This is a genomic window from Halomonas sp. HMF6819 (assembly GCF_044335525.1).
Taxonomy (GTDB): domain Bacteria; phylum Pseudomonadota; class Gammaproteobacteria; order Pseudomonadales; family Halomonadaceae; genus Vreelandella.
Genome location: NZ_JBIQVY010000001.1, coordinates 1,039,227 through 1,052,051, shown reverse-complemented (window position 1 = coordinate 1,052,051; position 12,825 = coordinate 1,039,227). Strand labels below are relative to the sequence as shown.

The window sequence follows — 12,825 nt, the reverse complement described above, 5'->3', positions numbered from 1 at the left end:
CAAAATACTGAGAGCAGTGACTACTTCAAAGCGGTCACCTCGTCCGCGGAAAACCATTCGGACCGTTTAATTGCGTCAAGCGCTGCGTTGGGGTTCTTGGCCCAAAGAACTAAGGCGAGGCTTTCCTCGGCTCGGCTGCAGGTCACGTAAAGAAGCCGCAGAGTTCGGTCGATGGTGGTCTCATTTCCCTCGTCAACGTTTTTCCGGTCAGTCGGACTCAACTCCTCGGCACTGAAGAGCTTGTCGTAGGAGAACTGTGTGCCGCCAGCTTCCTCATCGTCCATGACGACCATGACATGCTTGAACTCGGAGCCCTTGACGACTTGGTGCGTCGCGAGTTCGGCTTCTCCGCCAAGGTAGGCACGATACCGAGCAATCTCTCGCCAAGGCGTGTTGAAGAGGGCGTGCCATCCGCGTTTGCGTCGGTCCTCCTTAGCTTCCTTGCCCCTTACCTTTGGTTCGGGCGGTGGAGGAGAGGAGTCGCCATATGCCTGGGTCAGGCGGAGATCCGCTTCGAAGAGCTCTCCCTCTAGGACCGGAGCCAAGACCTCCTGTACGGTTGCCCCGGGCTTGGAGGTGGCGTCGGCAAACCTCATGACTGCGGCATGAATGTTGTCCAGCGTGGCTTGGCGCTCGGCGCTGGCCTGCGGGACCTTTGCAAGCGCGCCGTGCCTGCGCAGCACCTCCGTGGCAGCAAATTCATTTAGCGAGCCATCCGGTTGCAGGCACTCTGCGAGCTCAAGCATTGGGCCGAGGAGCGGCCGAACCATGGCTGGACCGGTCCGCTCCCCGTTACTCTTAGGCATCGCGGCGTCCTTGTCCAGCAGGTCCATCGCGTAGTATGCATTGAAGAAGTTGCCTCGCTTGGCTGCTAGCTTGTGCTCAAGCGCTAGCGTTTTGTAGCCACGTACGCCATCCTGCCAGGCCGCGCTGGCAGTCTCAGCAGCCATTGCCAGCGCGCAGTCCGCCTCCTTCCGAATCTTCTCGGCGGCATTCTTCTTGCTATCGCCCACAAAGATACGAACAGTTCCACCGTTCTTCTCCGTCCGCGGGTGCTGGGGTACGCCAGTCTTGGGCTGAGTACGGCCTTCGATGTCCGCGTCCCAAATCTTGTTGATGAACTCAACGATGCGCTGCTGACTGCGATGGTTCATCTGCAGCGCGGGGCGCGCCCAGTCCTCGGGAACATGCGACGGGAGGTCGTCGTGGCCGTCAGGGTAGATGCGCTGCCGATGGTCGCCCAGGAGTCCGAGCGTGATGTAGCCCGGACGGTTTTTTGAGAGTTCGAACAGCGCGTCAAGCACTCCCTTCATCGTGTCTTGCGACTCATCGATGAGGATGAGGGGGTGTCGGTCCTCCAGGATGTGCTGCAGCGTTGGGCGCTCACGAATGAGCCACGCTGTCACTTCCAGAACCTCGGCGTGTGACAGCGCGCCTGATCCGTAGGTGTTCCGGTCCGGGTGGTAGATGAACGCGTTGGTGTTACGAATTTCCTCGGTCTTCGCCTCAATTTCAGCGTACTTCTGCCGGTCCTTGTCCGACTCGCCCCTTACCTTGCTCATCGCATGGGCCTTGGCTGCCTCAAGCTTCTTGGCGTTGCGAGCAAGCAGGGCGTCTCGGATGTCCTCGGTGAAGTCCTTGATGAGCTCCCAGCAGAAGGAATGGATGGTCGACACTGCGGTCAGGTAGTTCTCGCCGAGTCGGCCGTTGACGACTGCGGTCGCGTTCTTGGTGTAAGTGATGACGCGAACCGACTGTCCACGGGACCGGAGCCGCTCTGCATACTGGCTACCCGCTTCGTGCTTCACCACTCCTGTTACCCGGCGCAGGACCTCGACCAACGTGCGAGTCTTCCCGGACCCTGCGCCGGCGAAGAGGAAGAAGCTGCTGGGCGGTGTCGCAGTGATGTAACCGCAGATGTCTTCGACGACGTGAGTGTCGCGGTCGTTTCCAAGGGACTGCAATGTGGCGCTCAAGGGGTCTCTCCAGCCGTGACGTTGAGTTGGCCGCTCAGCCAGGTGAGTGCGTCAGCGATGTATGCGGGGCATTCCAGGGCTTGACCGGCGTTCAGCCGTTCGAACAGTGTTGCCGCAAAATCGCCCTTGCTGAAGTTCCCGCGCAGCATTACGTGGAGCTCCTTAAGCAGCTCGGTATGGTCAGGGTTGTCGAGCACGATACCCATCACCTTCCCCAGTGTGCCGCGGTGGTCCTTTTTATTGCCGGTGATGGGGTCCTTCTCTTGGTCTAACGCCTTGAACCAATCAAGGTTAGAGAGGACGAGAGAGTCCTCGAACGAGCTGGGCCATTGGTCGCTTGCGGCTGCAATGGGAAGCTGCCACGCGAAGCGGACTTTGACGCCTGAGTCGGAGGTCCACTCCAACTGGGCGGGCGTCGGCTTCCCATAAGCTTGGAAGTCGGACAGCTTCGGGTGCCACGAGGTCAGTGTGTCGTTCCCGCACTCGAGGTCTGCTTGGCCTGCGATGTGCACCGCGGCTCGCACTGTGCGCCCCTTTTTACTCTTGGTTGGAACCACCGGGTCCAAGTCGGTGATAACGATCGTTGGAATCCCCAACCGCTCCACCAGCGGCCTGAGGCGGTGCGCATGGCTGCCTCCGATGTCAAGGAAGGTCACATACTTCTTGGCAAGCTTGGGAAAGTCCCGCTCGATGAAAAGCGGCACTAGCATCCGCTCCGCGGTGCCCTCCACAAAGATGGCCGCGTCAGCGAAAAGGAGGTCTGTGTGTTGGACCTGAAAGTAGCGCTCGGCGAACGTCCTGGTTTGAATGTCTTCGCCGAAGGCATCGCCCAGATTGACGATCTCCGTGCTGGGTTTAGTGCCTGTGTCGGTACTTGCTACCCGCTTCACATATCGCAGACGCGTGAAGCTGTCCCCATGGGCCAGATGGCTTGAGTGCGTGCTGATGAGCAGCTGGCTGCGAAGGTTGCTATGGACCAGCTCCTTTGGGCGAATGAGCTCGTGAGCGTTCGACGAGAAGTTGCGTTGAACCTGAACGTGTAAATGGGCTTCAGGCTCCTCAACCATTACGAGGTGAACCGCCGCAGGAGTGCCCTGTGGCGGATTGAGGCGCGCGGCGCGAAACGACACGAACATGAAGCTCAGCGACTGCAGATTCTGATAGCCGAGTCCGATAGAGTGCTCTGGCAAGGACTCGTCGACCGCGGTTTTGTCTAGACAGTATTGGACAGCAGTGCTGTGGGCGAGAAGGTCTGTAGTCTGGATACGGGTGCGGAAGTGAAACTGCTGGGGGTCATGCAGTCCCGGGTATCCTAGAACTTCCACGTCCTCCATCGCTGGTCGGAGCGCCTTGTAAATCGAATCGTCAAGCTCCGCCTGAGCCCTGGCGACGGCTGCCACCAAGTCCTCCCGATGACCGTGCCCGGATGGAGCGACGTTCAGGTGCTGTCGGGCGAACTTCAGAAGCTGGCTCGAGAATAGCCCTGGACGCGAGCTCGCCGATTCAGACCGTGTCTCGTCCTCCTCGGCGCCAAGCCCTCTTTGAGCAGGAACAAAATCCACGCGGATGAGCTTGCGCAGGAGCTGCAGCTCGACCGGCTGCGAGCCAGGCGGCAGCGCCTGCAGGTCACGGCGCTTCTTGTCTGCCAGAGGCCCCTTCAAGGGGTCGAGGCGGTAAGCGGCGATGCGGCGCAGGTCCGAGGAGTGCCTGAGCCAGTAGTCAAGCAGATCCATAGGCCAGGCGTGGCCATCCTTCGGAAGCTTCCGCACGGGAGAGCGTGCTTCACGGTAGCGCCAGGCCAGATTACGAAGTTCGTTCGCGTCTGCCACGGGCTCGAGCCGAACCCGTACGCCAACTGCGCCACCTGACCACTTCAGCGACGTGATGAAGGGAGCAATATGGTTGTACGCACCTTCCTTCGCATCGAACCAAAGATCGATGAACGGCATGCAAGCCAGGAGCTGTCGATACTGCTCCTCCCATATCTCGACATCCTTGGAGTCCGTTGTGGGATCTTCGTCGAGCGCCTCCCAGAGTTGGCCCAACTCGCGCAACTTCGCCCATTGCGAGAGACTGATGTCAAAAGCGCGGAAGCCGGGCGACTCGCTCAGGAAGTTGCGAAGGACCGTGAGGAGGGAAGTCTTGCCGCTGTTGTTGGCGCCAACCAGGATGGTGGTGGTCTCATCGAACTCAAGGCGGGTCTTTGCCAGGCGTCGGAAGTTGCAGACTTCGACGCAGGCGAGCCGGATTGGTGAAGCGCCGGGAGGCGCAGCTGCTTCGGTGGATGGCACTGGGGGCGCACTCGGTGTGGGGCTCGAGGCTGGATTGGCGGTGGGGGAGGGAGTAGAAATCTCGTGCGTAATCATAGCGCTTCCTTGCGGCTGCCCCGTTTGTCGGCGGCGAGCGTTATAGTTGTTGCGAGGCCCCAGCGCGGCAACCGGGTGCTCAATAGATTGAGCGTACTGTCATCTGGCCACAGGAACCACCCTCTCAGCCCCAACAAACGGATGCTGCTGTGAAATCGAATGTTGATGCAGAGAGCGTACCGCTCCAAGCGACTCAGCTGCATGACTTGTTCAATCTTGCGATGGGGGCAGCGTAGTTATCTAGAATTCCAAGGACAGTTGGCTTGATGTGCCTAACATCCCCTCCTGATCCGGTACGGAAAGCACTGTGCAGTTCATCGTGGCGTTCGTGGACCCAGGCAGTTTGTCTAACGAGGGGCCGGTGAATCGCCGGTTGTGGGTCAGTTGGTTGACTTTGATATGTATTCGTATCTCCCCTGCGTTGGATAGCGAAGTAAATGACGCTGAGCTTTAAGGCGACGGCGTGGGGTGTCTGCTCTCTGTCCGAAGCGATTGCTTACGACGGCTATGCGAGAGACCGCTTGTGTCCGTAATCGATCAGCATGCCTTTGAGAGAAGCAGTTTTGTGCTCACCTCAGAGGCATGCTTTTCGAGAGAGGGAAGGTCCCTAATGGTACACCAGCGGTACACACACCAGCTTCCTGTGCTATCCTCAGCTTTCGCTAAACTACTGATTCCAAAGAACTGTACCTTTCGCTAAATTTCGGTCAGTTTTCCTTTCGTGACAATAACTTATTGTTTTAAAAGCGAACTCATAATCCCTTGGCCGCAGGTCCAAGTCTTACTGGGCCCACCAACTATTTTCAGCCGATATATCCCCATTACTTGAGCCAAGCGCTCAAACAACACTCCAAGCCTGCCTCAAGCGCTCCACCGTATGCTCCCATTTCGGCGTGGTCGGTTTGCAGACCGTATTTTGATTCCCGAACAGCCCTACCTCACGGAAAGCCTTGGTGGCAGGGACGCTTTTGATCCAGCGTACCGGCACGATGTACTCCAGCGTTTCCTCATCGTCCATCGTGCTGTTGTTGTGCAGGTGAGGGTACTCGGCGGGCGTGGTGACCGTTTTCAGGCTTTTTAACCCGTCCATCGTTTCGACCTTGAACTCATCCGCCGGGCAGCGCTCGCCCGTTACTTCCGCCACGCCTACGTAGCCAGTCTTGGGAATATTGACCCAGACTCGGTCGCCTTCGGAAAGCAGGTTGAGGGTCTTGGAGTACCAGTGGGCGCCGCCGCCGGCGATGAAACCAAAACGCCGGGCGAGCTCCCAGGGGCGGTCGTCGCCGAAGGAGGCGTAGAACTCGCCGTTCCAGGGCGCCTTTTGCGCCTTGCGCGCGGCGGGCTGGGGCGGCTCGTCCGGGTCGATCATCCAGGCGCGGCTCAGGTAGTGGTTGCCGCCGTCCTCGAAGGCGGAGAAAAACATCGCGTTGATCGAGAGCTGCGCGTGGTCGTTCAGGTAGTTGATGATGCGCTCGCTGCTGGCGTCGAGCCGTGTGGCGACTACTACCATCTGGTGGCTGTCGTTGAGGGTGATGTCATCGAGCGGCACGCCGAACTTGGCCAGGAACGCTTCTTCGAGAGTGGGGTGGGGGCGGTGGTAGCGATCGGCAAAGGCCTGATAGATCTCGATCAACTGGTAGTCGGCCAGCGTCACCACCCAGCTGGCGTAGTCGATGGCCTGGGCGACTACGTCGCGGGCGTTTTATCGCGTTTGAGTTCGATGACGTTGCCGTTGGCATCGAGTGCGAGCAAATCGATCAGCTTATCGAAGCCGGTACGTACCTGACGGCCGATCAGTAGCCAATCACGGTTGAGAATCGAGATATCCTGCATGATCTGATCTTCCAGCACGCCCTCGTCGGCAAGCCCTGTAGAGCGCAGCTTTTGCGGCGCCTCATTATTCTGGCCTGCCAGCTTCCACATGCCTTGTTCAATCGCCATTCAAGTGCCCCTCTTACGCGTGAAGTAGAAAACGCCGCTGTCTTCAAGCCGCCGCCAGCTCGCTCAACCGCTCGGTGTACCAGTTTTCTTTGCTGCTGGTGACCATCAGGCGGCGACGGGCGCGGGTCATGCCTACGTAGAGTAGGCGCGCCTCTTGGGCCTGCATTTGTTCGTCGTTGCTGAGCGCGCCAAGCCCACTGAGCAGCACCGTATCGAACTCCAGCCCCTTGCTGCTTTGGCGGCTGAGCAGCACTACCTCGTCGGCTTCGGGGGTATAGCTGCGCTTGTCGGCAGACGTTTGCAGGATGCGGCAAGGGATACCGGCTTTTTGCAGTGCCTTATAAAAGAACTGCCCTTGAGCGTTACTGGTATACACCACGGCCATTGTATTCAGCTCGCTTCCCTGGTGCTGCCATGTCTGAATGCAGTGCACGAGGTAGCGAGCCTCAAGGTGGACATTATCGAAGGAGCGAAACGCCGGTTTGGGGCCGCTGACCCCGGCCACTTCGGGGGTGATCAGCGGTATATGGTCATCGTCGGTATCGTGAGCTTTTAGGAAATCCCGCGCAAAATCGTAGGCGAACGTCAGGATTTGCCGGGTATTGCGGTAATTCAGCTTGAGAATGGTGGTGCGTCCGCGAGCCTGGACACCGGCCGAAGAAAGCGGGAATTTCAGCGCTCCTTTTTGATAAATGGATTGCGCGTCGTCGTAGAGCAGCAACAGCGAATTGGTGTCCGGGTCGATCATTTGTACTACCAGCTTCAGCCAGTCACGCTCGAAGTCGTGTCCTTCGTCGATCATCACCGCTGCATATTGCGCCCGCGGAATGCGCGACTCTTCGACGGCTTGAATCACGCTTTCCACTTGGCGTTCGTAAGCGGGTTTGCTGCCCGTCTGCAGGTCGACGTTATAGGTCTTCAACTGCTGGCCGCACCACTCATGGAAGTGGTGAACCATCACTTTTTCGGCAATCCCTTTTTCGGCGATAAAGCAGCGAAGTCGTGCCGCCAGCGTAATGTTAAAGCACAGCACTAAAATCGGCTTGCTGGATGCTTGGGCCAAATGCAGGCAGCGATAGCCCAGAATCAGCGTTTTCCCGGAACCAGCCACGCCATGAATGACTCGGTGGCCATCACCCATGCTTCGGGCTAACTGTTCCTGATGAATATCCATGACGCGCACGATATCGGGCACGACCGCGTTGTTTGGTGTCTTCTCGTCGGCTTCGCTGTCGTCAAAAAGATCCCCGGTCGGAGCATCGATACGCACCTCAGGGAAAAGTTGCCAGCGAATCCTATCGAGCTGGGGAAGGGTGAGCTTCTCGCCAAACTTATAGTTAAACATGTTCCAAAGGCGCTGCTGAAACGCTTCAGGGTCGGTGGTGGCGAGCATCTCATCCTTGCAGATCACTAGATGCCCCGGCAGCACGACCTCCTGTTCCTCTTCTGCTATCGCCTCGTCCCACTGGCGGCGGTTGATGTTGGGAAACACCACGCCGAACCCGTAGGGAAAGCAGAGCTTGCCCTGATAGCGTCCATCGCCCTGGGTGAGTTGCGGGTCACGCTCAAGCTGGTTAAGAGCGGTAAAGGCGCACTGACGCGCCTGGACCAGCGGGTTGCTCACCGTCTTGCGCCCCTTTGGGGTATCGATGACCGCACTTTCCGGCGTGATCGAGTGCAGGGTATCGAGCTTCCAGTCCTTCACTTCGAGAAACAAAAGCCCGCGGGCGGGGTGTAGCACGATGAAGTCCGGATAGCGACGCTGCCGCCCGAGCGGTATGTCGTACCAGACGATGTAGTCGTCTTCGAGCAGGCTATCCAGGCGCTGCGCCACGCGGCGCTCGCCGCTGGTCATACGGGTAATGGTGGAAAGCGCGGGAATGAAGGTGGCCATGGTGTCGAGTGTCCGAAGGCGAGCCACTGGCTGTTTAGTAAAATATTATTAGATTCCTCATTCTAGCGAGCCCGCTAAACCGCTTCAATTTAAAAACGATGTTAAAAGAAGCGACTAACAGACGCGGCTGGTTTTAGCGCGTTCCTTATAACTCTTCCCAAGTGATGGCAATTACCGCTCTGGCCCCCTTTATGCATGATGTTCCCCAAAGCCACCTCCGGCTTTATTGACACGACCGGGCCGCCGCCCGGCAACGAGGATCCCATGCGTTCATTGACGATGCTGCGACCGGTGAAATCGATTCTCTACAGCGTGGCGCTACTGCTTCTGGGCAACGGGCTGCTCAATACGCTATTGAGCCTGCGCGGGGTGAGCGAGGGGTTTTCCACCGTGCTGCTGGGGCTGGTGATGTCCGGCTATTTCGTCGGGTTCATCTGCGGTACCTGGGTGAGCCGGCGGTTGATTCGGCGGATGGGGCATATCCGCACCTTCGGCTTTTGCGCTTCGCTCTGCGCCACCGTGGCGCTTCTGCACCTGGTGTTCGTCACGCCCTGGGTGTGGCTGCCGCTGCGGGTGATCTACGGGCTTTCGTTCATCACACTGATCACGGTGATCGAGAGCTGGCTCAATAGTCAGGCAGCGAGCCACGAGCGTGGGCGTCTCTTCGCCGTCTACATGGTAGTCAACCTGGGGTCGCTGGCGGTGGCGCAGCAGCTACTGCGGATCTCCTCCATCGAGGGGTATCTGCTGTTCGTCATCATCTCGATGTTGATCAGTTGGGCGGTGCTGCCCATCACGCTCACCCGGCGGGTGCAGCCGAAAGTGAGCGAGCGCCCGAAAAGCAGCCTGCGCTCGCTTCTGGGCTTTGCGCCGCTGGCGGTGGCCTCGGCGGCGCTCTCGGGGCTGGCCATGGGCGCATTCTGGTCGATGACGCCGGTTTACGCCGACCACATGGGCTTCGATATCGCCGGGGTGGGGCTGGTGATGAGTACGGCCATCATTGGCGGGGCGCTGCTGCAACTTCCTATCGGGCGCTTTTCCGATAAGCACGACCGGCCGGTGGTGCTCACTTGGGTGGTATTGGGGGCGGCGCTGGTGGCGCTGATGATGCCCTTCGCACCGAGCCAACCCGCGCTGCTGGCGCTCTACTTCCTGTGGGGCGGGCTCGCGTTTTCGCTCTACCCGCTGGCGGTGGCGCAGCTGATTGACCAGCTTCACCCGGACGAAATCGTGGCAGGCTCGGCGGACATGCTGGTGATGCACGGCGCCGGCTGCGCCGTGGCCCCGCTGGCGGCGGGCACGCTAATGCACGTGGTCGGGGATCAAGGCCTGCCGCTTTATATCGCTGGCGTGTTCCTGCTGCTGGGGCTCTACGCTACCTACCGCCGCCGCCGGGTACGGGCGCTGAAAACCCATACCGCCCATTTCGAGCCGATGGTGCAAGGCAGCGCCGAGGTACTGAGCATGATGTTCGACGACGCCCAGCCGGATCTCTTCGACGACCCGAGCTTTTACGAAGCCCACGAACGCGAACGGCTGGTGACGATGCTTCGCGAGGGTTAGCCCGGTGGCCGCTTGTGATTCGATGTGGCAATCACCAGGCCCACTACGATCAGCATGCCAAGGGGAATCATCCAGCCGCCGAAGAAGACGTTGATGTTGGCATTGCCCAGCGCGCTGGTACAGCCAAAGCCCCCGAACCCGAAGGCACAGCCGTAGGGCTGGCGGTCCAGCGAGATGATCAGCCCTATCCACAGCGCTATGCCGGTCACGGCGGTGAACAGCATCGCGCCCACGCGCTGGGAGCGGCGCAGCAGGGTACGAATCGCCACCCATACCACGAGGGCGTAGGGCACCACCCAGCCCACCACCGCCAGCCAGTTATGCAGGGAGTCCTCGACGAACAGGAAGGTCATGTTCATGCGCGGGTCGCAGGCCAGTTTGACGGTTGAATCCACCGGGCGATGAACGCCATACAGAACATCGGCACAACGGTAAGGCGTATAGGCGAACCCCCAGGCGGCCAGCCAAACCGGCAGGCACAGGGCGGCAATGATGAGTAGCGTTCGATGGCTCGGCAAAAAAGGGCTTGGCAAGAAATGCTCCGTCACTATATCAATGATCGTTAACTAAATTACCACGCGCGCGCGCCAGTTACATGGCCAGCGCAACAGGTCGGGATGAGGGCGTGTAGGCAACGTGTCATGACGAACGCAACGCGACGTTGCGCTTTCAACGCTTGTTAAGCACTTTGGTTTGTGGTGGTGAATAAAAATCTCTATCATTCGCTTTACTCAATCGCCCTTTGCTCTTTAACGAGACCGATCATATGGATTCCAGGCCCTTTGCCGTCGCGCCTTTATCGCTGGCCGTTCGCCGTTCACTCCTCCTTTCTATGACCGGGGCGCTTTTTACAGTGCCTTTGGCGGCGCTTGCCCAGGAGCAAACGGTGAACCTGGGTACCACCACGGTCACCGCCACCGCGCTCAAGGTCGACACGCCGGATATCGAAACGCCGCGCTCTATCTCCACCGTCAGCAGCGAAGCGCTCGACACCCAGGGCGTGCGCACCTTCGATGAGGCCTTTCAGTATCGCTCTGGCGTTACCTCCCAGCCTTATGGTGACGACAACAACGCGGACTGGTTTCTGCTGCGCGGTTTTAGCGCCGAAAGCGCGACCTATCAGGATGGCCTGCGCCTGTTTCGTACCGGCGGCTACTTCTGGTGGCTCACCGAAACCTTTGGCCTCGAGCGGGTCGATCTTCTCAAGGGCCCGGCTTCGATCCTCTACGGTGAGGCGCCTCCGGGCGGGGTGATCAACGCGATCAGCAAACGCCCGACCCGTGAACCCCAGGGCACCCTAGAGCTTCAGGCGGGCAACCACGACCACCGCCAGGTCGCTATCGATACGTCCGGCCCGGTGGGCGATAACGAGGATGTGCGCTATCGCATGGTCGGGCTCTACCGCGACCGTGACGGGGAGCTTCACGGCACCGGCAGCGAGCGCTACTACTTCGCGCCGAGTCTGGCGGTCGACTTCAGCGACGACACCACGGTGACCTTTCTGGCCAGCGTGCAGAAGGACCGCGGCACGCCGACCTCCGGCTTCTTTCCGGCTCAGGGCACCGCGAACGCCACGCCGCTTGGCCGCATCGACCCGGAAACCAACTACGGGCAGCCGGATTTCGATACCCTCGATCAGCGCCAGACCTCGCTGGGCTACGAGCTCGAGCATCAGATCAACGACACCTGGGAGTTCCAGCAAAACGCCCGCTACGCCCATCTCGATCTGGAGCTCAAGAACGTCTACCCGAACTCCTTTGTCACGCCGCCGCGCAGTATCTCCCGCGGGGTGATCGACCGCGACGGGGATTACGACGCCTACACTCTGGATAACCGCCTGATTGCGCGTACTTACACCGACAACACCGAGAACACGCTGCTGCTCGGCGCGGGCTACCAGAAGCTCGATTTGAACTACGTCAACCGGGACAGCTTCCGCACCCTGGGCGACGGCTCGAGCTTCTTCGCCAACATCGATACCGTCGATCTCTACCAGCCGGACTACGCGGCGTTCAGCGAACCGGACACTGGCGACCCCACCCGGCACAATTTGAGCCAGCGTCAGTTCGGCTTCTACGTGCAGGATCAGCTGCGCGTCGCGGACAACTGGATCTTTCTGGCCGGCGCCCGCTACGACAACGTGAAAAGCTCCGAGGATTTGAGCGACAACACCGGCCGCTCTGATCAGGGCTACGACGACGAACAGGTGTCGCTGACCGCCAGCGCCATGTATCTGGGCGACAACGGTATCTCGCCGTACGTGAGCTACAGCGAATCTTTTACGCCGGTGGCGGGTAGCGGCCCGAGCGGTGAAAGCTACCGGCCGCTGGAAGGCCGCCAGCTCGAAGCCGGGGTCAAGATCGCGCCGTTCGATATCGACGGCTACGTCACCGTCGCCGCTTTCGATGTGGAAGAGGACAACACGCTGATCTCTACCGGCGCGCCGGTACAGGAGCAGGCCGGCGAGCGCCGCTCTCAGGGTTTGGAAGTGGAGGGCGTGGGCTATTTGACGGATGCGTTGCAGCTCACCGCGGCCTACACCTATACCGACGCGCGCTACGATGTCAGCGATGCCCAGCAGGACGAACGCGTGCCGCTGGTGCCTCGCCACGCCGCCTCCGCGCGGCTGGACTACGACGCCAGCCAGTTCATGCCCGGCGTCTCCGTCGGTGCCGGCGTGCGCTACGTGGGCGAAAGCGAGCCAAGCCCCGGCAGCAGCGTCGAAGGCAGCGTGTCTTCGGCCACAGTGTTCGATGCCGTGGCCAGCTACGACTTCAACCCGAACTGGACCGCCCAGGTAAACGTCAACAACCTCACCGACAAGGAGTACGTCAGCGGCTGCGACTTCTACTGCTACTACGGCGCCTCGCGCAGCGTGATTGGCAGCGTCAGCTACCGCTGGTAGGGCGCACGGCGCGTCCGCAAGCGATGTAGTCGCTATGCAAAATCCCGGCTCCGGCCGGGATTTTGCGTTTTGATCGACCGCTGATGACGCGCGCCATGGGTACGTTAGCGAACAGACACGATTACCCTGGTTCCCTATGCTCCCATCGCGCCCTGTTGGCCTACGCCGTGGAGCCGTGGC

General features: G+C 60.0%; 8 protein-coding genes. 2 read left to right on the top strand and 6 right to left on the bottom strand.

Annotated elements, in window-relative coordinates:
* Positions 1-20 precede the first annotated feature (20 nt).
* From ACGLWX_RS04715 to ACGLWX_RS04695, 5 genes are all read right to left on the bottom strand, one after another.
* Positions 21-1,976, bottom strand: coding sequence for a UvrD-helicase domain-containing protein (locus tag ACGLWX_RS04715; RefSeq protein ID WP_396237754.1), 1,956 nt, complete (start codon positions 1,974-1,976; stop codon positions 21-23).
* Positions 1,973-4,342, bottom strand: coding sequence for an AAA family ATPase (locus ACGLWX_RS04710; RefSeq protein ID WP_396237752.1), 2,370 nt, complete (start codon positions 4,340-4,342; stop codon positions 1,973-1,975). Before ACGLWX_RS04710 ends, ACGLWX_RS04715 begins: the two co-directional genes overlap by 4 nt.
* Before the next feature lie 838 nt (positions 4,343-5,180).
* Positions 5,181-5,999, bottom strand: a complete 819-nt coding sequence (locus ACGLWX_RS04705; RefSeq protein ID WP_396237750.1) for a hypothetical protein — start codon at positions 5,997-5,999, stop codon at positions 5,181-5,183.
* Between the two features lie 29 nt (positions 6,000-6,028).
* Entirely contained in the window at positions 6,029-6,283 is a 255-nt protein-coding gene (locus ACGLWX_RS04700) for a hypothetical protein (RefSeq protein WP_396237748.1), read from the bottom strand.
* Positions 6,284-6,326: 43 nt separating this feature from the next.
* Entirely contained in the window at positions 6,327-8,177 is a 1,851-nt protein-coding gene (locus ACGLWX_RS04695) for a 3'-5' exonuclease (RefSeq protein WP_396237746.1), read from the bottom strand.
* 264 nt (positions 8,178-8,441) lie between these two features.
* Between ACGLWX_RS04695 and ACGLWX_RS04690 the strand changes: the two genes are divergently transcribed.
* Positions 8,442-9,740, top strand: coding sequence for an MFS transporter (locus tag ACGLWX_RS04690; protein WP_396237744.1), 1,299 nt, complete (start codon positions 8,442-8,444; stop codon positions 9,738-9,740).
* Here ACGLWX_RS04690 and ACGLWX_RS04685 read toward each other — a convergent pair.
* On the bottom strand, positions 9,737-10,273 hold the full coding sequence (locus tag ACGLWX_RS04685; protein ID WP_396237742.1) for a hypothetical protein: 537 nt from the start codon (positions 10,271-10,273) through the stop codon (positions 9,737-9,739). The two genes, ACGLWX_RS04690 and ACGLWX_RS04685, sit on opposite strands and share 4 nt — an antisense overlap.
* 233 nt (positions 10,274-10,506) lie before the next feature.
* Here ACGLWX_RS04685 and ACGLWX_RS04680 point away from each other — a divergent pair, with 233 nt between their 5' ends.
* Complete coding sequence (locus tag ACGLWX_RS04680) at positions 10,507-12,645, top strand: TonB-dependent siderophore receptor (RefSeq protein WP_396237740.1); 2,139 nt, start codon at positions 10,507-10,509, stop codon at positions 12,643-12,645.
* Positions 12,646-12,825: the final 180 nt, after the last annotated feature.

Excerpts from the sequence above, each read along its gene's own strand:
- ACGLWX_RS04710 (WP_396237752.1), bottom strand. The coding sequence starts at position 4,342 with ATGATTACGCACGAGATTTCTACTCCCTCCCCCACCGCCAATCCAGCC.
- ACGLWX_RS04700 (WP_396237748.1), bottom strand. The coding sequence starts at position 6,283 with ATGGCGATTGAACAAGGCATGTGGAAGCTGGCAGGCCAGAATAATGAG.
- ACGLWX_RS04695 (WP_396237746.1), bottom strand. The coding sequence starts at position 8,177 with ATGGCCACCTTCATTCCCGCGCTTTCCACCATTACCCGTATGACCAGC.
- ACGLWX_RS04690 (WP_396237744.1), top strand. The coding sequence starts at position 8,442 with ATGCGTTCATTGACGATGCTGCGACCGGTGAAATCGATTCTCTACAGC.
- ACGLWX_RS04680 (WP_396237740.1), top strand. The coding sequence starts at position 10,507 with ATGGATTCCAGGCCCTTTGCCGTCGCGCCTTTATCGCTGGCCGTTCGC.